The sequence below is a fragment of the Actinoplanes sp. NPDC051346 genome, assembly GCF_040682215.1.
GTDB lineage: Bacteria > Actinomycetota > Actinomycetes > Mycobacteriales > Micromonosporaceae > Actinoplanes.
Genome location: NZ_JBFBAJ010000002.1, coordinates 900,409 through 922,879, shown reverse-complemented (window position 1 = coordinate 922,879; position 22,471 = coordinate 900,409). Strand labels below are relative to the sequence as shown.

Here is a 22,471-nt window from a genome sequence, read left to right as displayed (position 1 = left end):
CGGTGCGCAGGGTCAAGGACCGGTTCATCCAGGCGCCGGCGGGGAACTTGTCGAGCAGGCCGCCGTACACGCCAATGACGGAGACCACGCCGCCGCTGCGGCACGACATGATGGCCTGGCGCAGCGCGTGCGGGCGATCGGTCTCCGACCGTACGGCCTGCTTGATCTTGTCGTACGCGGCGATGTGCGCGCTGCCGTGGGTAGCCTCCAGGCCGACCGCGTCGATGCACTTGTCGGGTCCGCGTCCACCGGTCAGTTCCAGCAGAGCGGACCGTACGTCGACTTCTTCGAAGTTCACCGGTGTGTGGCCCGCTCGTTCGGCCATCTGCAGCCGGTACGGCTCCTTGTCGATGGCGATGACCTTCGCAGCGCCCAGCACCCGGGCGCTGTCCATGGCGAACTGCCCGACCGGGCCGGCGCCCCACACCGCCACCACGTCGCTGGGCTGGATGTCGCACATCTCAGCGCCCATGTAGCCGGTGGGCAGAATGTCGGACAGGAACAGCGCCTGCTCGTCGCTCAGATCGGATTCGATCTTGAGCGGGCCGACGTCGGCGAACGGCACCCGCGCATACTGTGCCTGACCGCCGGCAAAGCCGCCGGTCAGGTGCGAGTAGCCGAAGATCCCGGCGACCGGGTGACCGAACATCTTCTCGGCGATCCCGGCGTTCGGGTTGGAGTTCTCGCAACAGGAGTACATTTCGGCGGCGCAGGCCGCGCAGGCGCCGCAAGCGATCGGGAACGGCACCACGACCCGGTCCCCGACCCGCAGACGACCGGAGTCGACGCCCGGGCCGACCTCGATCACCTCACCCATGAACTCGTGTCCCATGACGTCGCCGTCCTGCATGGTAGGCACATACCCGTTGACCAGGTGCAGGTCCGAGCCGCAGATCGCGGTGGAGGTGATCCGTACGATGGCATCACGCTTGTTCAGGATCTTCGGGTCCGGCACGTCACGAACCGCGACCTTGTTGCGGCCCGCCCAGGTGTTCGCCCTCATGCGTCCGCTCCCTTCGCGAGCTCGGCGTCCGACAGCGGTTGCGCCGGACGCTGCGGGAATTCCTTGCGGGCCCGCTTGCCCCACGGCGCGCCGTCGGAGCGGACCACTTCGCCGGTCTCCAGGACCTGCTTGAGCCGGCGCAGGTCGTCGTCGAGCTGTTGGTGGGGCTCCTCGCCGAAGTACTTGGCGACCGCCTTGCCGATCGCGCCGCTGGGAATGTCGTACGTCAGCGCGACGTGTACCTCGGTGCTGACACCGTCCGGGGCGGGGAGGAACCGCACCGTGCCGGTGTTCGGCACGTCGGCGTGTCCGGTCGAGCGCCACGCGATTTTCTCGCCGGGCGCCTCGTCGGTGATCTCCGCGTTCCACTCCACATTGCTGCCGAACGGGGCGCCGGCGACCCAGCGGCTGGTCCGGTCGCCTGTGGTGCGGACCTGTTCGAGGTGCGCCATGAATGTCGGGAGGTTTTCCAGATCGCGCCAGAATGCGTAGACCTCCGACGCGGGTTTGCGGATGGTTGTCGTTGCCGTCAATTCCACGGGTCCTCCTTCGCGGGTGCCCCGCGCCGTCGGCACGGAACCGGTGTCCTTCGTTCGAGTGGCCTGCAGCGGCACTACCGCCCGCGACGTCGGGGAGTCGTCCACGCCGCTGATCGAGCGCACCATGTCCGGGGCCGCCACCTGCGCCACGCCCAGACCGAGACTCATCCAGCCGAGTCCGCGGCCACGCCGCCGCATCTGGTCCTGCCGGTCTCTCACCGCTTCTCGGGTTGCCGGTCGAGTCACGGATAGCCTCCGCATCCGAATCGCGCCCGGCCACGCGTGCCGGTCGCACACCGGACCGGTGCACGGCCCATATTGCCGGGGTACCCCCAGACAACTACCTAAACCCGCCGGAGCGCCGCCAGTGTGCAGAGGACACCGCGCTGCCGTGCGTGGTGGCGGATGACACCCTGGGGGTGTCATGCTGCGATGGTGCCGGTCGTGACTCATGCCTCTGGTGACGTAGATCAGGCACGCGCGTTCCTGGGCCGCTATTACTACTCGAGTTTCGTGGACGTGCTCTCCTGGAGGCACTGCTGGCAGACTCGTTTCGATGTCACCCCGTCCGGCACTGTCACCCTCGGCGACCTGCAGTTCGGCACCGATGTGAAGATCCGGTTCGGTGAACTCGGCGCGTATCACGTCAACCTGCCGATGACGGGTTCGTTGGCCTGGCGGCAAGGCCGCGATGCGCCCCGGCAGGCCACGGCGAGAACCGCGGCGGTCTTCCAACCCGTCGGCGACACCAGCCTGGAGAGATGGGACGGCGACTGCCGGCTGCTGGCCGTGAAGATTGATCGCGCGGCGCTGGAGGAGCAACTCGCCAGCCTGCTCGACGCACCGGTCCGCTCGCCGATCAGGCTCGGCCCGACTATCGACGTCACCCGTGGACCGGGCGCCAGTTGGCTACGCCTCGTCCGGCTGATGGCCGCCGACGCCGCCCAGCCTCAAGGACTGCTGCACAACCCTGTGGCCGGGGCCCGGCTGCAGGAAGCCCTGATCGCGGGATTGTTGAGCGCCACGGATCACCCGTATCGCGACCGGATGCAGCGCCCGAGCCCGGTGACGGCGGCGCCCGGCGCGGTCCGGCGCGTCGTCGAAGCCATCCGGGCGCAGCCGGGCGAGCCGTTCACCGCCGCTGACCTCGCCGCCATCGCCGGCGTGAGCGTCCGAAGCCTGCAGGAAGGTTTCCGGCGGTATATCGGGATGCCGCCCATGACCTACCTGCGGAAGGTGCGTCTCGCTCGTGTCCACGACGACCTTCGTCACGGCGATCCGGCGCGGCACACCGTCACCGAGATCGCCTACCGCTACGGTTTCACCCACATGAGCCGCTTCGCCGCCGAATACCGCGCCCAGTACGGAGTTTCTCCCCGCAGCTCCTTGCGGAGTTAGCCACAAAGGCTCTGGTTGCAGAGCACGTCCGACCCGCTCGATGCCGATCACCCGAACCGCTGTTCTCGGTATCGGGCGAGCGATCACGCGCCAAGCGGAACCGCGCGGTTGACCGCAAGTGCAAACGGGGTAAACCGGCCGTACGCGCCCTGGGACAGGACCGCAACCGGGACAGGGCTCAGCTGCCGGAGAGGAGCCGCCGATGACCCGCAGTGACGAGCATCGTCCGGAGATCGTCGTGGGACTGGTGGCCACTCCGCCGGACCACCCGGCCCGGGTCACCGCGCGGCTCTGCCGCGAGCTGGCCGAACGGCTCGCCGACCGGGTAGGCGCCGACGTGCAGTGGAGCGTCCAGCAAGGCTGGGGTGACGTGGCGCCGCGCCGCGACAGCGGCGCCGAGGGGCTACTGGACGATCTCGCCCGGCGGCGCACCGACGACGGCTGGGACGTCGCGATCTGCCTGACCGACCTACCGCTGCACGCCGACGGGGTGCCGCTGGTCGCGCAGACCTCCGCCCAGCGCCGAGTCGCGATGGTGTCCCTACCCGCGCTCGGACTGCGCCAGCTGCACACCGTCCGCGCAGTCGTCCCGGACCTCATGAGCCGGCTGCTCACCGACACTTGCGACCAGCGACTGCCACCGGCCGAATGGAAACCGGCCGAGCTGGCGAGCCGGGTCACCGTCGTCCACCGCTTGGCCGGCGACAACGACGTCGGGGAACTGCGCTACGTCGCCTCCCCGCTGACCGGCCGGGCACGGCTGCTGACCGGGATGATTCGCGCGAACCGCCCGGGACGCGCCCTTCTGGGCCTGTCCAAGCTGCTCGTCGGCGCGTTCGGCACAGCCGCGTTCTCGCTCACCAACAGCACCATCTGGAGGATGAGCGACACACTGGGCCCGCTGCGCCTCACGGTGATCATGCTGCTCGGTCTGACCGCGTTGGTGGCCTGGCTGATCATCGCGCATGACTTGTGGGAGAAACCAGACCGGCAGACATCCGCCGAGCTTGCCCGGTTGTTCAACCTGGGCACGGTGCTCACCCTCGCCTTGGCGACCGCAGCGTCCTATGTCGTCCTCCTGGTCGGAACGGCGCTTGCCGCGGCGCTGCTGATAGACACATCCATGCTGCAACAGAGCCTGCAACGGCCGGTTCAAGCCACCGACTACCTGACGCTCGCCTGGCTCATCAGTTCCCTGGCAACCGTCGGCGGAGCGATCGGTTCCGGGATGGAAGACGAGGAAACGGTACGGGCCGCCGCCTACGGATACCATCCCGAACCCGACGGCTGGCTTGACGAAAAGGACCGCTGAACACGTCCCGCGGCTGGAGGCCGAGGCGTTCTCCCCCAACACCGCGGCCGGCGCCTGCCCACGGTGTCACGGACTGGGCGTCGTGCACGACGTCGCCGAGGACCTGCTCGTCCCGGATCCCGGCTTGAGCATCCGCGACGGCGCCATCGCGGCCTGGCCGGGCGCCAACCGTCGCCACGTGAGCATCGCATTGCTGGTCACCAGCAGCGGCCGACAGCCCGTTGCGCCGGGAACCGCTGGCTCGCCGAATTCTGCACAGACGCGGACGGTCAGCCACCAGCTACTTCCAGAATAGTCGCTGTGCCCGTGGCCGCGAAAAGCCAACGGATGTGTTCTTGTGGATTCTCGATCGAACACGTAACGCCACCGGCAGCAGCATGACGATGGGCGGCAACCAGCGCCCGTATGCCTGCGACGTCGCAGAAGTCGACTCTCGCCAGGTCGAGGACGACCCGCTTGGCGGCGTGGGCCGCCAAGGCCCTGAGAAGCGTCTCGCTGACAGTCGCACATGATTGCCGGTCGATACTCCCGCACAACCTGATGGTCACGTCGCCACGGTCTGGTGCGGCGACGACAGTAGCGGTCAAGCCCTCAACCCAGTCTTGGAAACCTATTAGCCAGAAAACGCTCACTGGTCGTCTCCTGACCTGACGCGCCCGCGCATCCAAGTTCCTCCTCCGCGGGCTGCCTCTCGTCGAGCGCAGCACTGGCATCAACCACTGGCGTCGTCCCTACCGCTGCAAAGCCCACGGTGGCACGACGCATTCGACCAACCGCCGAACATCAGGTACAGGTCTAGACGATAGGCCACTGTGTTCAGCCGCGCGGACTCGTAAACGCATCGACTATCCAGATTCCGTCAAGAATTCGGTTCGTGAGAATGGATTCGGCTACATCCTGACTCGGACAGCGGCATTCGCGTAGACACGCAGCGGAAGCGGCCGGATGACGCCGGTGTGCCACTCACGACGGACTGTACAAATAACGACGGATCTTGATCTTGAGGAGATGCGCACAGTGACCGAACCGATCGTCGACCAGGTTGACGGGCTGAGCAGCATCGGCCGCACGCAGTCGCGGGCCCGGTCGGCGACGGTCATGAGGTTCATCGACGAACACCGTGACCGCTTCGCGGTCGCGCTCCTTCTACGGGTTCTCAACATCGCCGAATCGGCCTAACACCAGTGAGTGCGCCAGGCCGAACAGCCGAGCGACCGGGACCTGGTCGACCTGGGCCTGCTGTCCAACATCCACGAGATCTGGGAAGCCCTCCGGGCACACCTACGGCGCCGACCGGGTACACCGGCAGCTGCGCCGCGACGGCATCCGGGTCGGCCGCGACGGGTCGAGCGGCTGATGAGCTGGCGGGGCTGGCAAGGGCGTTCCTGCGGCGCGGCTGGCGCGGCGGCTCAACGAAGCAGGACCCCCGGCACACGCCGGCGCCGGACCTGGTCAACCGCAACTTCACCGCGCAGGGCCTGACCGACCGCGGTATCTCTTACGTCGTGGCGACCACCTCGAGCACCACCGCCCAGCCCGGTCACGCCGACCCTGTCGAGGCCACCTATACCGGGATCGGGAAACATCCCACGCCGCGATATCCGCATCCGGCCCGCAGTATCAAGGACCTCGCCCTCGACCACGGCGCCGAGCAGGCCGTACTCGTGCACTGGCGGGAACGGCTGCCCACAGCCGACGGCACCGGTTACCGGGCCGCTGACACGCTGTCCAGGCGCTTCTTCGCCCTGCGGATCCGTCCTGCCGGCCGAGCCGTGCGAGAAGGAGGTACTGCGCCGGTCCCCTCAGGCGGGGTCGGCCACGACTCGGTTGCGGCCGCTGCGCTTGGCCGCGTACAGATTCCGGTCCGCCGCGGCGAGCAATGCCGACGGCGTGCTGGCGCCGTCCGCCACGGTCGTGACGCCGATGCTGGCGGTGACCGGCAGGTCGCCGGTGATCGGGCGCCACGCGTGCCCGGCGATCGAGCGGCGCAGCCGCTCGCAGCGCCGCACCGACTCGTCGGCGTCGACACCAGGCAGGACCAGGACGAACTCCTCGCCGCCGAGCCGGGCGACGAGTTCGTCCTCCGCCGCCGCGGCGGCGAGAAGCCGGGCGACCTCCTGGAGCACAGCGTCACCGGCCGCGTGCGCGAGCGTGTCGTTGATGCGCTTGAAGTGGTCCAGATCGACCAGGGCCGCCGACACCGGCAGCCGCTCGGCCGCCGCGCGCTCCAAGAGCTCCCCGAGCCGATCGTCCACGAAACGGCGATTGTGCAGCCCGGTGAGAGCGTCGCGCAGGGCGAGCTCCCGAAAGCGCACGCTTTCCCGGCGGGCCTCCTCGATCTCGAAGACGACCTGGAGCGCCCGGGCGCGGGCCTCTCGCTCGGCGGACTGCAGTGCCTGGGTCTCGCGGTGGAACCGCTGGAACTCTTCGTACGCCTCGCGGTACCGGTCGGTGGCCGCGTACAGGCGGGCCTGCTCCTCGCGTACCCGGGCCCGGGCCGCCGCCAGCTGGCGCTCGTCGCAGAATCGGGCCGCCCGGTCGAGGGTGGCCTGCGCCACCGCGACGGCGCCGCGCAGACGCTGGGCCTCCGCGGCGGTCAGCAGGCACTCGGCCAGTGCCTTGCCCTCGTCCAGCAGGTCGTCCCGGGCGCCCTCCAGGACGGGGCGCAGCGTGGCCTCGGCCTCGGCGTACCGGCCTCGGCTGAGCTCGACGCGGGCGATCGTGTCCAGCTCGGTGGCAGCCAGCCGGATTCCGTAAGCCCGCATCCGCTCGATCAGCTCCTGCGCCCGGTCAAGATGGCCACAGCTGTACTCGGTGTAGGCGAGGTTGTTGAGGATCTGGAGGGACAGTTCGGGATCATCGAGGGTACCGGCGACGTCGAGCGCCTCGGTGAAGCGTCGGCGCGCCTCGGCCTGCGAGCCGTTGACGTCGAGCATCACGGCCAGTGTCGACAAGTGCCTGGCGCGGACCTGCGGTGGCGCGTCCTCGCCGGTGTGCGCGACGCATTGCACTGCGTGCGCAAGCGCTTCAGCGGCGTCGCCCACGTGGTAGAAGAAAAGTGCGAGCTGGCGGTGGCTGCGCGCGACCAGGTAGGCGCCGCCATGTTCGGTGCTCCACGCGAGCGCCTCATGCGCGATCCGACCCGCCGCCGCCATGTCGCCGTCGACGGCGAGGACGTCGGCCCGGGCCAGCCGGGCACGGATCACCAGGTCCGGCCGGTCCAGCTCGGCGGCGAGCCGCTCGGCCCGGACAGCCGGTCCGGCGATCTCCCGGTACCGGGCGGGAGCGATCGTCTCCATCGCCCGCAGCGCCGCGTCGAGCCGCGCGGCAGCCTGCGGGGCCGTCGCGGACACGTCGGCCAGTGTGTCGACCGACGATTCCCCCGCCACATGAGCCCGCACTGACGCCTCCCTCCGCCGCCCACCGATCATCCAACAGCAGCGAAGATCACGCGCTCGGATACGCGGAACCCACATACCCGCGGCCAAGAGGTAGACGCCCATCGACTTGCATGGAACGGGCGCTAGCATTCAGGTCCGGGATGATCTCAAGGCCTGGCGGAAGACGAACGCCCGATCGTACTCACCGATCACGACCGCTTCGAACGGGTGATTCGACCATGCCGCCTCGCGAGCAGCGCCGCAGCATCTCGCCTGTCACCGGCCACAGAGCAGCTCACTGGCCGCGATCATCGTGTGTTTGTCTCTGGTGTTGATCCTCGGACACCAACCTGTGGCACTGGTGCCACGTATTCAGCTACTTGAACAGGTAGCTTTCACGCTCTTGCGACGCGGCCGGACTCGGCCGATTGACGTCGCGACTCCGAGCTTTCTGGCTCCCCATGTGGTGGGGTGGCTATGTTGACCGCCGGCGTGGTGAGGCCGTTGGTCCTTCCCGCCCGGCCGGGTTCCGCCGGAGTCCGCTCGGCTACGGGTTCTTCCCGGCGGGTAGCGGTTCCGCGGCTCCCGGCAGTGCGGGAAGAGTCGACCGACTATGCCGTGGCGGTTGTCGAGGGGCGCGGCCGGATCGCTCTGCAACCTGTGGTGACGACGCTTACGTGGACCTCAGGCACGCGGGTCACCGTGAAGGAACAGGGTGGCCTGGTCGTTGTCACCGCCGATGATGCGGGTTCGTGGCGGCTCGGCTGGCAGTGCCGGGTACTGGTGCCAGTCGGGATTCGCCGCTGGTGCGGGCTGACGCACGGCTCCCGGGTGCTGCTCATCGCTGATGCGCACCAGGGGCGTGTGGTGATCCATCCTCCGGCAGCGTTGGACGCGATGATCAACCGGGCGCATGCCGAGGTCTTCAGCGGTGAAGCGTCATGACTGATCTGGTGGGAAATGGCAGCCGGAGGTAGACGCCGCGCTTCTCCTCCTGGGCAAGCTCGGATTGTCGCCGGAGGATCTGATCGCCGGTGCGGTGGCGGCGCGGCCTACGGTGCCGACATTCGCCGAGTTCGTGCCGCAGGTCGCGGCGGCAACCTCGGTGGGCACGCTGAAGGCGTACGGCTCGTACTGGAATCGGGTGGTGGAGCAGTGGGGTACACGCCGGTTGGATGAGCCCACACCGTTAGAGATCACCCAACTGGGAAAGCAACTGCGGGCGGGGCGGGTCATCCGCCGCAATGGTCGCGGCGGTACCGGCGCCGAGGAGAATTACGTGGCGGCGATGCGCTGCTCGTATCGGAACGCGGTGGACAACGGATATCTGAGCGAGGCGGAGAACCCGGCAGCGAAGGTTGCCAAGCCCAAGCGGCAGGAAAGTGCCCGGCGCGCCCTGCGCGAAGACCGGCTGGCGGAGATCAACGAGGTGGCGGCGACCACTGGTAACGATCCCGCACTCGACAGCCTGCTGCTGCGCTTTCACACCGAGACGGCCTGCCGTCGCGGCGGCGCCCTGAATGTTCGGCGCTGCGATCTGGATGTCAAGCAGTGTGTGGTGTTGCTGCGCGAGAAGGGCGGCACGTTGCGCTGGCTGCCGGTGTCGCCGACGCTGATGCGCCATCTGCTGGCGCATTGGGACGAGCGCGGCGACGGTGGTCCGCGTAGCGAGGCACAGCTCTTGCGGTATGCCAATGGCAGTCCGTTGACGTACCGGCGCTACGACGGATTGTGGAAGCGGCTCGGTGAACATTTGCCGTGGGTCGCTGCACAAGGAATCAGTGCGCACTGGCTGCGGCATACCGTGATCACGTGGGTGGAGCGGACGTTCGGGTACGCGGTGGCGCGGGCCTTTGCCGGGCACAGCTCAGCGGGCGGGGATGCTGGCACCACGACCACGTATATCAAGGCCGAACTCGACGAGGTCGCGGCAGCAGTCGCCGCGTTGACCGGAGAACCACACCCGCTGGCGTCCATCAGCGGCTGACCTCGGGGATAGACGCGGGCGGGTCGACATGTGTTTGGCGCGCCCGCGTCGGGGCTTGACCCCTGATCTTGGACACGGGGTTTATTCGGTAGCGGTCAGCGTAGCCGGGGTCGCTCGGGTGGTTTCGTAGTTGATCGGGGATTGGTGTCCGAGCCGGGAGTGGCGTCGGACGGTGTTGTAGCGGTGTAGCCAGCGGAAGCTGGTGAGTCGGGCCTCGCGGTTGTCGGTGAACGCGCGGCGGCCTTGCAGGGTCTCGCGTTTGAAGGTCGCGTTGAACGATTCGGCGAGGGCGTTGTCGGCGGAGCTGCCTACCTTGCTCATCGATTGGCGCACCCCGGCCGTGGTGCAGGCGGCGGCGAACGCCTTACGTGTATTGGGTGCCGTGGTCGGCGTGGAAGACGGCGCCGTTGAGGCTGCCGCGGGTTCGCTGGGCGGCGTGGAGGGCGTCGATGACCAGGTCCGGTGCGCATGTGATCGGCGATCGCCCAGCCAGCCAACCGGCGTGAGTGCAGGTCGATGACGGTGGCCAGGTAGAGGAACCCGCGTTCGCCGACCGGTAGGTAGGTGATGTCACCGACGTAGCGCTTGTTCGGCTGCGGGGCGGTGAAGTCGCGGCCGATCAGGTCGGGTGCCTTGACCGCGCTCGGGTCGGTGACGGTGGTCTGGATGCGCCGGCGTAGCCGTAGTCCTTGCACGCCGAAACGGCGCATCACCCGGGCGACCCGCTTGTGGTTGACCCGCTGCCCAGTGTCCCGCAGTTCGGCGGTGATCCGCGGTGCCCCGTGGGTGCCGTCGAACGCGGTGTGGACCTGCCGGATCCGAGCGGCCAACACCAGGTCCGCGGTGTCGCGGGTAGCTCGCGCGGCGGCGCTTCGCTTTCTCGTCGGCACGAGAGTCTGCTCAGAACGCCAGGAAGACCGCACGGAGCGTGACGATGCGGCGGGACCTGCGTCCACCATCTGCGGCAGATCCGGATAACGGCTGGCGGTTCGGTGGCTTGGCGCGTCAGGGTGAGCCGTGATCACTATTCAACGCGTACGTGTGCGCTGGAGTGCGGCAGCCCGTTGGGCGCCGGCGGCGAATGCCCGGCGGGGTCTGTGCAGCCCAGCGTTACTGCCGCCGTCGATGCCAGCCGGTGATGTGGTCATTCACGATGTGCTTGCAGATGAGGCAGCCCGGTACGTGCCTGATGACGGCGTAGTCAGTGATGGCCTGGATCAAGCCCGTGACCTCGACCTGTGGTTGTCGGTGGAGAGCGGGACGCTGGTCGTTGACCGGTTACCGGGTTGGGCTGCCTATCCGCGGCAGAGTGGCCCGGCCCGTCTCTTCGCGCTCAAGCCCGGAGAGATCGGCCGGTATCGGGCAAACTTCCGGTTCACCGTCACCACCTGCGCCTGCAATCCCAGCTGGTACTACGAGGACTGGCTGATACATATCGCGAACGGCGAAATGAAGACTGACGCGTTCGTCTCACGCGAGCCCGACCATCATGTCGACCACCGCGTCCACCTTTACGGTGGATCGAGACGGCCAAGCCGGTAACACGGCAAGTGATTGCGAGGCTTCGGCCGACGCGCACGACCGGCGGCATGAGCGGATGTGTCGTCCTCGCATTAAGCGTGTCGATAGGACGGCCGTTGGCCTCTACCGTGCACCGTGTGTGCCGTGATCAGCCTTCATTGACAGTCCTGCACGCCTTCGGTGTCGACGGACCCGCCCGGCGGCTGGCCGGCGGGCAAGGCACCTCGTGGGCTGCGGGCGAGGTGGTGCTCAAGCCGGACGGGGGCGCCCTGCACGAATGGCTGGCCGATGCGTTCGCCGACGTGACATGTGACGGTTTCCGGCTTGCGGCGCCGGTCCGTACCCGTGACGGTGCCTGGGGCCTGCAGGGGTGGTCGGCCATGCGGTGGGTCCAGGGTGCCGAACCGGACTACTCCGCGGTATCGACGTGGCAGGAAATCCTCACGGCCGGCCGGGCGTTTCACCGGGCGGTCGCCCGTCTCCGCCGGCCGGCCTTTCTCGATACGCGCCGGGACTGGTGGGCGCAGGCGGACAGAGCGGCCTGGGCAGAACGGGCTATCCGATTCGTGCCGGAGTTCACCGCCCTGGCACGACGGCTGGAGGAAGCACTGCAGCCGTTGGGGCCACCGCAGCTCGTGCACGCCGACCTGACGAAGAACGTCCTGTTCGATCCTGGGCTCCCTCCCGCCATCATCGACATCTCGCCCTACTGGCGGCCGCCCGCGTACGCCGAGGCCATCGTGGTGGCTGACGCGCTCTGCTGGCACGACGCACCATCGTCGCTGTGGAGAACGGTGGACGTATCAGCGGCGGCGGTAGCGCGCGCACTGCTGTTCCGGATGGCTACGACAAACGAGCGCGTTCTGTCCGGCGACCAGGGAGCCGACCTGCAGGACGAAGCCCGGCGGTACGACCTCGCGGCCGCAGCCATCGGCCTGTGACACATCAAGACGTCCGCAATTCGGCATGACAAGGCACCTCTCCGCAGCCGACGACGACCCGGGCCATGCTGGTCGGCGTGGCAGCTGTAGCAGCCAAAATCGCCGTAGCACCTATCGGCGTCACCAGCGGTTCGGCCGGACGTGCCCGATTCACCGCAGGCGCGGCCGAAAATGTCGGTAGCGGCTGGCACAATCCGCTGCACGCTTCGGTGAGGGGATGTCGATGGGCTGGGTGCCGGCAGGTGCCGACTATGAGGTAAGCGTCGACCGGGGGAAGGTCGTCGCGCGGACCGCGCAGGGCAAGGCACTAAGGAGCCTGCCCAAGGTGTTGAAGGAGCACGAGGCGGTGATCGGTCTGCGGCAGCTCGTCGAGTGGCTGCGCCGGCACGAGACGACCTGCCGTGCCGAGGTGGAGCGGTGGATGACCCGTTCGCTGCCGGTGCCGTCCGCGGTGATCGCCCAGCTTTGGGCGGACGAGACGTGGCGGGCCCTGCTGCACGACACGGTGATCGTGCCGGTGAGCGCCGACGGGACCTGGGAGGTGGAAGCCGCCGGTCTGGTGCGCGACGCCGATGCGGCCCAGGGCCTAGGGGTCGTCGACCTGGACGGCGAGTCGGCCCGGCTCACCGCCGGCACGGTTGCGATCCCGCATCCGGTGCTGCTGCCCGATCTGGACGATCTGCGGGAGTTCGCCGCCGATCTCGGTGTGGAGCAGAGCCTGGTGCAGCTGTTCCGCGAGGTCTGGCGCAAGCCACCCGGCGCGGCCGAGCAGCAGCAGGAACTGCGGCGATATGCGGGGGCTCGGTTCAAGGAGCTGCGGCACGTGCAGTCTCGGGCCACCTCGGCGGGCTACCGGGTGCAGGGCGGCACAGCGGTCTGCCGGGTGTGGGAGGACGGCCGCACGATCGTGGCCTCGGTGTGGATCGGGGACGGCGACCCGTCGGTCGAGACGGAGATCTACGAGCTGGCCTTCACCGACGCCGTCGGGCAGACCGTCGCCACCGGCGAGGTGCCACCGGTGGCGTGGTCGGAGGGCATGCGTATGGCCGCCACCCTGCACGCCGGCCGCGTCGTGGAGGAGCAGGCATGAGCGAGCTGCTGCTGGAGGCCGGGGCGATCCTTCCCGGCAGGTCACGCGACACCGGGGTCGACGCGGTCACCACGCGGGCCTACGAGCATCCCGCGCTGGACGGCCGCACCGTGGTCCGGCTGGTCGGCGCCGCCATCGGCGAGGCAGAGGACCTCACCATGGAGTTCCTCGGATTCCGGCCCGCCGCCGCGCCGGTCGTCGTCGGCCACGCCCGGCGGCAGGCGCTCGGCTTCCCGGCCTGGGCCCTGGTGCACGATCCGGCCAATGGCAAGCACGCGCTCGCCCTGGTCAAGGAGATGGAGAAGCTCGCGCGGACGGCCCGCGGCAAGCCGGGCAACGCGAAAGACGGATACGAGGTGCTCGCCGCGCGGCTCGGTGCGGCGGTGCCGTCGTTCCTGCCGACCTTCTGGGAGCAGGCGGGGCGGGCGTTCCTGGCCGCGGAGAATCAGCGGATGGCCGGCACCTGCTTCACCGAGGCCCGCCGCGCCGAGCAGGTGCACGGGCTGAGCGTTGACGAGGACCGGGTGCGCGACGTGCATCTGGAGTTCGCGTTCGCTGGGGCGCTGACCGCGGCGATGCTGGCGGAGTATGCGCGTGGCGTGGTCGACCGGCGGCCGGCCGCAGAGGCGTACGAGCTGGTCAAGACGCTCGCGCTGCGGCGGGTCGCCGGTGGGCTGGCGCCGCACGCGTCGATCGCGGCTGATCTGGCACGCCTGGCCAAGGCGGCCGGGCTCGACGCCGAGCAGCAGGCCGACGAGGTCGTGACCCAGCTGCTGACCTATCCCGCGATGGCCCGGGCTACGCCCTCGGTCTGGAAGGCATACCGCAAGAGTCTGCTCCGGCTCGGCAAGCGGGACGCTGCGATCCGCGGCCGGCTGCTGGCGATCGTGCCGGAGCCGCCGGGCTACGGCACCGACATGACCGAGCAGTGGCTCGAGCTGCTGGAGGCCTCCGGGGCGGCCGCCGACCTGATCGGCGGTGCGCCCGCGGCCGGTCCGGCGAGCCGGTGGCTGGAGCGGATCCTCGCCGGCCGGCGTTCCGGCCGCGCCGGGCGCAAGCGCAGCGCGCGGCTGCTGTCGCTGGTCGAGCGGCTGCTGCCCCGGCTCGCCGCGGAGGCCGGCGTGCAGTTCGCGACCGGCTACTGGGATGTCGAGCTGGACGTGCTCGACCTGTGCCTGTCCGGCGGTGTCCGGGCCGAGGTCGGGGCGCAGCGCCGAGGCAACGGTTTCGAGATCAGCGACTGGGCGACCGACGACGGCCCAGGGCGCCGCGACCTGACCGCGATCGCCGCCGATCCGGTGCTGCGGCCGGTGCTCGCCCGCAGCGTCAGCCTCGCCTTGTTCAGGCTGCGCTCCGGCGAGGCGCTCACCAGCCCGGCGCTGCCGGAGCGGACCCTGGAGCAGGCGTTCGGCGCCGCCGGTGTCCGATCGGTGCTGGTGGAGATGCTCACCGAGCAGCTGGCACGGTCTGGCGGCGGCACGGTCACCAGCCTCGACGCCGATCTGACTGCGCTCGCCCCGCTGTGGTCAGCCGCCGGGATGGCGCTCGCCACCGACGGGTTCCGGCGGCTGCCCGAGATCGACGTGCCGGCCGTGCTGGCGCGGACCCTGCGAGCCGGTCTGCTGACCGAGCTGTCCTGGCCCGCGTACGAGGCCGCGGCGAAACAGGTGAAGAACGTCCGCATCGGTGACGCGTGGCCCGAGCTGGTGGTCTTCGACCTGCAGTCGGCATACGTCATCGCACCCGACGGGTCGCTGACCGAGCATCTGTTCCGTTATCCACCGCAGGGCCACCCGCACGCGCCGAGTCACTACTCGCAGCCGTCCTGCCTCCACACCGACCGCGACCTCCTGGTCGCGTGGAACGGGGACAGCGGCCCGGCGGCGTACTGGTCGTCGCGGCCGGACGACATCGTGGACGGCGAGTGGCGGCCGAACCGCACCGGGTGGGGTGTGTCGATGGAACCACTGCCCGTTCCGGGCGGAGGCCTCACCACCGGCGCCCGGCCCGTGCACCCGGGCGACGCCCGGGGACCCAGCGACATCTATCCGCTGGCCAGTGACGGGGAGGCGTTCTGGCGGTGCGAGTACGTGCAGGGCGACTCCGGTGAGCGGGGGTGGCGGTGGCGCGAGTTCGATCCGCGGACCGGGGACGCCGGCCGGGTCAGCGTGCCGACCTTCTTCACCCCACCGGCCGGTGACCGGCTGGTCGCCGAGGCGTGCGTGCTGCGACCGGCGCCGGAAGCGTTCGCCGGGTCACCAATGGGCTGGCACGACGGTCTCGTCGGTTGGCGCACGAAGCGGACAATGCAGGGCGCGCAGGTCGGCGAGGGTGTCGACGGCCGCCGGGTGACCCTGCCCGCGGGCGGTGTTCAGCGGCTCCAAGCTCAACATGGGGGTGACCGCCTGGTCGGTGCGGTGATGCTGCCAGGTTCGGCGGCGCCGCTGCCGGTGACCATCGAGGGCGGCTACTCGCGGGACCGGCTGCGCGTGTGGACGGCTGACGGTCAGTTCGTGCTCGCCGAGACGGCCACGACGACCGGCACGCTGCCCCCGCTGGCCTGGTGGCATGCGCTGCGGACCCGCGACGAGGCCGGGTCGGCCGCGCTGCGGGCGGTCGACGAGTCGACGGCGGCGCAGCTGCTGGCGGTCGACGACTCGGTGACCGGAACGGTCAAGGTCAGGGACGCGGTCACGGCGAATATCGAGGCGCTTCTGCCGCAGGTCACCGATGTCACCCTGCGGTCCCGGATCGCCGAGGTGGTGGCTCGGGCGGTCCAGTTGCGGCGGCGCATCGCCGAGGTTCCGCAGCACCTGGATGTCGAGGTCGCCCCGGCACAGGCGGCCGTGCCCACGGTGTCCGACGAGGCACTCCAGCAGGCGTGGAGCGGGCTGTGCGACTCCGCCCGGATGTATTACAGCGGACGCTCCGGGGCTCGCTACGACATCCTGGCGCAGGTGTCCGGGCTCGCGGCTCTGCTGGCCGGAGCGCCGGCCGACCACATCCCCGCCGCAGAGGTCGGCGGCGGGTGGACGGCCCTGCTCGGCGGCCTCGGAGCTCCCGCCCTGCGAGCCGCGTCGCCGGTCACCGGACAGGACGACCGGGAAGCCCTCGCCGTCTTCCTCGCCGCGGTCGCCGGGACGCCGCTGGCCGATCCCGCGCTGCGCCTGCTCGAGGTCACGCAGGAGCGGATGATCGTCAACGGGGAGGCGGAGGTGCAGCGTGCCGGTGCGCAGATCACGGTCCTCTTCCCGCCCTCGCAGCAGCATTTCGTCATCGGCCGTCAGCCGAGCTGGCAGCGCAGTGCCGTCCAGCTCGCACCGGAGGGCGGGTTCACTCCTCCGACCGGCGTGACGGTCCGCGAACAGGCGTACCCCAGCGGCCGTCAGACCAGCGAGCGGCTGTGGGCCTTCGGGGCCCTGCTGCGCGGGCGCGGTCCGGCGCCGTGGCGGCCGGAGGCGGCCGAGGCGCTGGCCGCCGCGACCGGCATGACCCGGGCGGAGGCCGTCCTGTTGCTGGCTGGGCTGCCCGGCATCGACACCTGGGAGGCGAATTTCCTCAGCCCTGCGCAGCGGACCCTGCTCGGGCTCAGCGCCGCCCACGCGAAGGTCGCCAAGACCGCGCTGCAGGCTCTGTCCGCACACCAGCGGGTCGCGCTGCTCGACGCGGCGATGCCGGTGAACCCTGCCGATCTGTGGGAGAGCGGGCCGGACGTGGCGGCGGTCGCCGGGGCGTGGATCCGGTTGCGGGGACGCCGGGTCTCCGTGCCGGAGGAGCTCGTCGCGGCGCTCGACCGGATCGTCGACAGCGCTCGCGCGGCCGACATCCTCCAGATCGTGGCGGCACCCCAGGCCGGTGACTGGCTGCACACCGACGGGCGCAGCACCGCCGCCGGGTATTACCACGTGGAGACCGTGGCAGACACCGGCACGCCGTTCGACCAACGGCACCTGTTCGCGATGGCGGTCGCCCTGCCCTGGCTCGGCTACCACCTGAGCTGGGACGATCCACTGCGGTCCACACTGCCCGAGGCCCTGAGGCTCGTACGCGAGCGACTGCGCAACCCCAGCCTGCTGGTCGGCCACGCGACGCACCCGCTGAGCGGTCCGCCCGAGGCCGGGCCGGCCCTGGTCGAGGGGACGGGTTACCACGACTTCATGACCTTCCACATCGCGCCGGCGAAACTGACCGGCACGGACGACGTGGCGCTCGGCTTCATCGACCACGACACCGGAGCGGCGTTGCGCACGCTGCTCTCCGGCTGGATCGACGAGGTCGTGTCCACCCCCGGTGGCGCCTCGGGCGAGCCGCACGATCCCCGGGTCAGCGTGCCGCACCTGGTCGGCGAGGTTCGCGAGAGGTTCGGGTTCGATGGAGACGCGGCGGCGTACTACCTGCAGCTGCTCGCGCTGCCGGACCCGACCGACAAGGCCGTTCAGGCGTGGAACGGTTGGAAGACCGCCCAGCTGCGCACGGCCCGGGAGGCGCTTGTGGCCGCCGAGCTGGTGGTGGCGGCCAAGCGGGAACGCGCCGGGCGCACGGTGTTCCTGCCCGGTGGGTGGCTGCCGGCCCGCGCGCCGATGCTGCCGGTCGAGGCCTGGAAACAGGAGTTCTACCTGCACACGGGCAGAGCGCGGGTGGTGACCCGCTCACTGCCGGACCTGTTCGCCGCGGCGTGGGCCCGGATCACCGCGGGCGACGTCCCCCGCTACCGCGACCTGGAGGAGAAGCCGTGACCACCGTCCGCCAGATCGACCCGCCGGAACACCGATATGCGGAGGAGCTGGAGTTTCTGGCGGCCGCCGACACCGGTCCGCGCCCGCCGGGCTGGCGTCTGACTCCCCGCGCGGTGGTCACCTTCGTCGCCGGTTCCGGTGGGCTGCCCTTCGGCGGCCGGGTCATCGCGCCGAAATTCGTCGGTGAGCGGGCGCTGGTCGAGCGGTGCGTCGTCACTCTCGCCGGGGAACGCGGTTTGCTGCTGGTCGGCGAGCCAGGCACCGCCAAGTCGATGCTCTCCGAGCTGTTCGCGGCGGCAATCTGCGGGACCAGCGCGCTGGCCGTGCAGGGCACGGCCGGCACCAGCGAGGACCAGCTGCGCTACGGGTGGAACTACGCGCTGTTGCTGGCCAAGGGCCCGACGCCGGAGTCGCTGGTGCCGTCGCCGATCCTGACCGCGATGGCGACCGGCGCGGTGGCCCGGGTCGAGGAGATCACCCGCTGCCTGCCGGAGGTGCAGGACGCTCTCGTCTCGATCATGTCGGAGCGGCGGATCAGCGTGCCGGAACTCGCCGGGACCGACGGTGCGGTCGCTCACGCCGTGCCCGGGTTCTGTTTGATCGCCACGGCGAACCTGCGCGACCGCGGGGTGTCGGAGATGTCGGCGGCTCTCAAGCGGCGGTTCAACTTCGAGGTGGTGCCGCCGATCGCCGATCTCGACGCGGAGGTCGCCCTGGTCACGAGGCAGGCGCGGGCTGCGGTCGAGCGCGGCGGGGCGGCCTTCGCGGTCGATGACGCCGTGCTGGAGACGCTGGTGACGGCCTTCCGGGACCTGCGGACCGGACTCAGCGCGGAGGGGTGGGAGGTGGAGCGGCCGTCGTCGGTGATGAGCACCGCGGAGGCGGTCGCGGTGGCGGCGTCGATCGGGCTCTCCGAGGCGTACCTGCCGGGGCCGGATCCGTTGTCGCTGCTGCCGGGGCATCTGCTCGGGGTGGTGCGCAAGGACGATCCGGGTGATGCGGCGCGGCTGCTGGCGTACTGGGACGGGGCGCTGCGACGGCGTGCGGAGGGCGGGGCGAGGATGTGGCGGCAGCTGTGGGAGCACCGGGACGTGCTCCGTGACTGATCCGCGTGAGCTGATCGGGCGGCTTGCCCGGGATGAGCGGGTGCAGCTGATCGGCGTACGGCATCACTCGCCGGTCCTGGCCGCGGCCGTCCCGGCGATGCTCGACGCGTTCGCGCCGGAGACCCTGCTGGTCGAACTGCCCGCGGAGATGCAGCCGTGGGTGCGGTGGCTGGCCGATCCGGAGACGGTGGCGCCGGTGGCTCTGGCCGCCGGCAGCGTGGCCTTCTACCCGTTCGCGGACTTCAGCCCGGAGTTGGTGGCGCTTCGGTGGGCGCGCCGGCACGGTGTGCCGGTGGTGTGCTGCGATCTTCCGCTGGCGGACCGCTCTCCGCGCGGATCCTCCACCGCCGAGCCCGGAATCGGGCCCTCGCTCGGTGCGGCGGTGCACCGGACCCTGACCGGGCGCCCCGGTGACGATCTCTGGGATCGGTGGATCGAGGCGGGGGCGCCGGGCAGCTCACCGGAGGCCGTGCGGCGGGCGGCGCTCGCAGCCGGGTGGGCATTGCGGCACGACGCCGAAACGCACGGTGTCGACCCCGTCGACCTACGGCGTGAGGCCTGCATGCGCGGGCATCTAAGGGGTACGACCGGACGGATCAGCGTGGTCGTCGGGGCGTTTCACGCGCCGGTGCTCCTCGACGGGCCGGTCCTCGATGACGCGGCCGGTGGGCCCGCGCCCGTGATCTCGCTGGTGCCGTACACGTTCGACCTGCTCGACGCACGCTCCGGCTATCCGGCGGGCATCCGGGATCCGCGCTGGCAGCAGGCCGTCCTCGACAGCGGGGGTGATGCGGAGCGGATCAGGCTCGCCACGCACACGTTCGCCGTCGAGGTCACCCGGGAGCTACGGGCACAGGGACGTCCGGCCGGGCCCGGGGAGGCGGCGGAGGTCGTACGGCTGGCGGGTGACCTGGCGGCGTTGCGTACGCTGCCCGCGCCCGGCCGCGGCGAACTGGTGGAGGCGTTGCAAACGGTCCTCGCGCAGGGCGCGCCCACCGGCATCGGCCGCGGTGTCGCTCGCGCCATGGACGCCGTCCTGATCGGACGCCGGCGGGGACGGCTGCCCGCCGGCGCACCCCGGACCGGCCTGCTGCCCGCCGTCGAGGACGAGTTGGGCCGGCTCCGGCTTCCCGGGCCGGGACAGGCCGCGCAGCGCATCCGGCTCGACCCGCTGCGCTCCCCCACCGACCGCGCCCGGGAACTCGCCATCCGCCGGCTCGGCGCGTGCGGCGCGGCCTACGGCGATCCCGGCACGGCCGGGCCGGTCCTCGGCGGCGAAGCACTGACCACGGTGTGGCGGGTGGAGTGGACGCCCTCCACGGACGCCGCGCTCGCCGCCGCCGGCATGCACGGGGTGACCCTCGCACAGGCGACGGAGGGCCTGATGGCGATGCGTCGCCGGCGGGAGGTCGAGGAGGGTGGCCCGACCGCCGAGCAGGCACTGACCGGTCTGGAGCTGGCCGCGGCGTGCGGCTTGGCGGGGCTCGCCGCACTGCGCCTCGGGGACGTACGGCAGGCGGTGTGCCACGGCGGCGGGGTCGCGCAGATCGTCGCCGGGCTGAACCTGCTCGACCGGGTCGAGCGGGGTCAGGTCACCGGGCTGCCCACGCCGCCGGACGGGATCGCCGAGGTCCGCGACGATCTGCACGCCGCCGCGGTCGGGGCGGTCAGCGGGCTCACCGGGTCGACCCGGGTCGAGGACGCCCGGGCGTTGCATGATCTTGTGCAGGCGGCCGACGAGGCGGGGCGGCTGATGCGGCTCGATCACGCCGTTCGTGGTCTGGCCCGGGACGGGACGCCGCTGATGAGCGGTGCGGCGGTGGCGGTGGGTGTACTGCTCGGGCACAGCTCACCGGAGGAGTTCGGGCGGCGGCTCGCGTCCTGGGCGGACCTGCCCGCGGCCGAGGCGACCGATCGGCTGCGCGGGGCGCTCAGCGTGGCCGGGGCGCTGCTGCAGTCGGGCGGGCCGGTTCTCGAACCGCTGCTCGATGTGGTCGACCATCTGTCCGACGACGATTTCGTACGGCGGCTGCCCGCGCTGCGTGGCGGGTTCGACGCTCTGAGCCCCGCGGATCGAGATCGTCTCCTGCACACGGTCGGTGAGCGGCACGGTGCCGTGGAGGAGCGGCTCGCGGCCGACCCGGTGACTGTCGCGGCGTGGCTGGCGGCGGATCGGGCGGGGTTGGCGGCGGTGCGGACGCTCGGGCTGATGGAGCCGGTCGCCGCCGTCGGGCCCGCACTTCCCGCAGCCCCGAGGGCGGTGGTGCCGGGTGCGATCTCGCCGGGAGAGCGGTGGCGGCTGCTGCTCGGCCGGGAGACCGACCGGCTTCCCGCTGACCAGCGGCGGCTCGCTACCGCGCTCGACGAGATCTACGGTGCGGGCCGGGGCGAAGGGGCGTACACGATCGACGGCCGCGGTGCCGGGCGTGAACCGGCCTATCCGCAGGCCCGCGACTGGCTGGAGGACCTGGAGTCGCTGTTCGGCACGGAAGTCCGCGACGAGGTCCTGGCGCGCGCCGCCGAACGCGGCCGGCTCGACGCGGTGCTCGCCGCCGACCCGCGACAGGTACGCCCGTCGGTGGACCTGCTGCACGCGGTGCTGTCGCTGGCCGGCGGGCTGCCCGAGTCCCGTCTGGCCCGGCTGCGCCCGCTCGTCGCCCGTCTCGTCGCCGAACTCACCGCGCAACTGGCCCGCCGAATCCGTCCCGCTCTCACCGGTCTGGGCACGCCCCGCCCGACCCGCCGGCACACCGGACGGCTCGATCTGGGTGCCACAGTGCGGCGCAATCTGCACACCGTACGGCCGGGGCCGGACGGGCGGGCCCGGATCCTCCCCGAGCAGCCGGTCTTCCGCAGCCTCGGCCGGCGCAGCGTCGACTGGCAGGTCGTTCTGCTGGTCGACGTCTCCGGCTCGATGGAACCGTCGACCGTGTGGGCGGCCCTGACCGCCTCGATCTTGGCCGGGGTCCCAGCGCTGCGCACCCATTTCGTCACGTTCTCGACGGAGGTCATCGACCTTACCGACCAGGTCACCGATCCGCTGTCGCTGCTGCTGGAGATCCGCGTCGGTGGCGGCACGCACATCGCCGCCGGCCTGCGCTACGCCCGCCAGATCACGGTCGTCCCGCAGCGCACCATGGTGATCGTGATCAGCGACTTCGAGGAGGGGTACGCGGTCGGCGACCTGCTCGCGGCGGTCCGGGCCCTGGCCGACGACGGAACGACCCTGCTCGGCTGCGCCAGCCTCGACGACAAGGGCCGTCCCCGCTACAGCACCGGCATCGCGGCACAGCTGGTCGGGGCCGGCATGCCGGTGGCGGCGCTGAGCCCGACCGAACTTGCCCGCTGGATCGGGGAGCAGGTGCGATGAACCTGCCTCCGGTTGCCGCTGACGTGACCGCCGAAGCGGTTGCGGCGCTGCCTACACGCCTGGCCAAACGGCTCGATGCCGTGGTCGA

Annotated in this window: 16 protein-coding genes and 2 pseudogenes; 13 read left to right on the top strand and 5 right to left on the bottom strand. The window is 70.8% G+C overall.

All coding sequences use genetic code 11. From position 1 onward, the window contains the following. Both AB0M36_RS08305 and AB0M36_RS08300 read right to left on the bottom strand, forming a co-directional pair. Positions 1 to 1,003, bottom strand: a 1,003-nt coding sequence (locus tag AB0M36_RS08305) for an alcohol dehydrogenase catalytic domain-containing protein (RefSeq protein WP_364154243.1), incomplete at its 3' end; no start/stop codon positions are given. Next, the gene (locus AB0M36_RS08300; RefSeq protein ID WP_364154240.1) at positions 1,000 to 1,710 is read right to left on the bottom strand and encodes an SRPBCC family protein; all 711 of its coding nucleotides are present in this window, start codon (positions 1,708 to 1,710) and stop codon (positions 1,000 to 1,002) included. The genes AB0M36_RS08305 and AB0M36_RS08300, both read right to left, overlap by 4 nt. Positions 1,711 to 1,974: 264 nt before the next feature. On the opposite strand from AB0M36_RS08300, the gene AB0M36_RS08295 reads away from it, so the two are divergent. The 3 genes from AB0M36_RS08295 (at position 1,975) to AB0M36_RS08285 (ending at position 4,547) form a co-directional block, all read left to right on the top strand. After that, positions 1,975 to 2,940: an AraC family transcriptional regulator gene (locus tag AB0M36_RS08295; RefSeq protein WP_364154237.1), complete on the top strand. Its 966-nt coding sequence runs from the start codon at positions 1,975 to 1,977 to the stop codon at positions 2,938 to 2,940. Between the two features lie 202 nt (positions 2,941 to 3,142). Then, positions 3,143 to 4,252: a hypothetical protein gene (locus AB0M36_RS08290; protein ID WP_364154234.1), complete on the top strand. Its 1,110-nt coding sequence runs from the start codon at positions 3,143 to 3,145 to the stop codon at positions 4,250 to 4,252. An 82-nt stretch (positions 4,253 to 4,334) separates the two neighbouring features. Next, complete coding sequence (locus tag AB0M36_RS08285) at positions 4,335 to 4,547, top strand: hypothetical protein (protein ID WP_364154301.1); 213 nt, start codon at positions 4,335 to 4,337, stop codon at positions 4,545 to 4,547. On the opposite strand, the gene AB0M36_RS08280 is transcribed toward AB0M36_RS08285, so the two are convergent. Continuing rightward, on the bottom strand, positions 4,522 to 4,965 hold the full coding sequence (locus AB0M36_RS08280; protein WP_364154231.1) for an STAS domain-containing protein: 444 nt from the start codon (positions 4,963 to 4,965) through the stop codon (positions 4,522 to 4,524). The genes AB0M36_RS08285 and AB0M36_RS08280 overlap by 26 nt on opposite strands. Before the next feature lie 304 nt (positions 4,966 to 5,269). On the opposite strand from AB0M36_RS08280, the gene AB0M36_RS08275 reads away from it, so the two are divergent. Both AB0M36_RS08275 and AB0M36_RS08270 read left to right on the top strand, forming a co-directional pair. Further along, positions 5,270 to 5,431, top strand: coding sequence for a hypothetical protein (locus AB0M36_RS08275; protein ID WP_364154228.1), 162 nt, complete (start codon positions 5,270 to 5,272; stop codon positions 5,429 to 5,431). 289 nt (positions 5,432 to 5,720) lie between these two features. Continuing rightward, a pseudogene (locus tag AB0M36_RS08270) lies at positions 5,721 to 6,036 on the top strand (transposase); the annotation flags it as partial. An 18-nt stretch (positions 6,037 to 6,054) separates the two neighbouring features. Here AB0M36_RS08270 and AB0M36_RS08265 read toward each other — a convergent pair. Further along, a complete protein-coding gene (locus AB0M36_RS08265) occupies positions 6,055 to 7,653 on the bottom strand; it encodes a diguanylate cyclase (protein ID WP_364154225.1) in 1,599 nt (532 codons plus the stop codon). 597 nt (positions 7,654 to 8,250) lie between these two features. Here AB0M36_RS08265 and AB0M36_RS08260 point away from each other — a divergent pair. Continuing rightward, positions 8,251 to 8,577, top strand: a complete 327-nt coding sequence (locus AB0M36_RS08260) for an AbrB/MazE/SpoVT family DNA-binding domain-containing protein (RefSeq protein ID WP_364154222.1) — start codon at positions 8,251 to 8,253, stop codon at positions 8,575 to 8,577. A 64-nt stretch (positions 8,578 to 8,641) separates the two neighbouring features. After that, a complete protein-coding gene (locus AB0M36_RS08255) occupies positions 8,642 to 9,619 on the top strand; it encodes a site-specific integrase (RefSeq protein ID WP_364154219.1) in 978 nt (325 codons plus the stop codon). 81 nt (positions 9,620 to 9,700) lie between these two features. On the opposite strand, the pseudogene AB0M36_RS08250 reads toward AB0M36_RS08255, so the two are convergent. Next, a pseudogene (locus AB0M36_RS08250) lies at positions 9,701 to 10,494 on the bottom strand (IS3 family transposase); the annotation flags it as partial. Between the two features lie 142 nt (positions 10,495 to 10,636). Between AB0M36_RS08250 and AB0M36_RS08245 the strand changes: the two are divergent. From AB0M36_RS08245 to AB0M36_RS08220, 6 genes are all read left to right on the top strand, one after another. Beyond that, the gene (locus AB0M36_RS08245; RefSeq protein ID WP_364154216.1) at positions 10,637 to 11,161 is read left to right on the top strand and encodes a hypothetical protein; all 525 of its coding nucleotides are present in this window, start codon (positions 10,637 to 10,639) and stop codon (positions 11,159 to 11,161) included. Between the two features lie 137 nt (positions 11,162 to 11,298). Next, on the top strand, positions 11,299 to 12,081 hold the full coding sequence (locus AB0M36_RS08240) for a TIGR02569 family protein (RefSeq protein ID WP_364154214.1): 783 nt from the start codon (positions 11,299 to 11,301) through the stop codon (positions 12,079 to 12,081). Between the two features lie 217 nt (positions 12,082 to 12,298). After that, the gene (locus AB0M36_RS08235) at positions 12,299 to 13,171 is read left to right on the top strand and encodes a DUF4132 domain-containing protein (RefSeq protein WP_364154211.1); all 873 of its coding nucleotides are present in this window, start codon (positions 12,299 to 12,301) and stop codon (positions 13,169 to 13,171) included. After that, a complete protein-coding gene (locus AB0M36_RS08230; RefSeq protein WP_364154209.1) occupies positions 13,168 to 17,907 on the top strand; it encodes a hypothetical protein in 4,740 nt (1,579 codons plus the stop codon). The genes AB0M36_RS08235 and AB0M36_RS08230 overlap by 4 nt, the downstream gene beginning before the upstream one ends. Next, a complete protein-coding gene (locus AB0M36_RS08225; protein ID WP_364154206.1) occupies positions 17,904 to 19,013 on the top strand; it encodes an AAA family ATPase in 1,110 nt (369 codons plus the stop codon). Before AB0M36_RS08230 ends, AB0M36_RS08225 begins: the two co-directional genes overlap by 4 nt. Continuing rightward, positions 19,006 to 22,383, top strand: a complete 3,378-nt coding sequence (locus tag AB0M36_RS08220) for a DUF5682 family protein (RefSeq protein WP_364154203.1) — start codon at positions 19,006 to 19,008, stop codon at positions 22,381 to 22,383. The genes AB0M36_RS08225 and AB0M36_RS08220 overlap by 8 nt, the downstream gene beginning before the upstream one ends. Positions 22,384 to 22,471 lie beyond the last annotated feature (88 nt).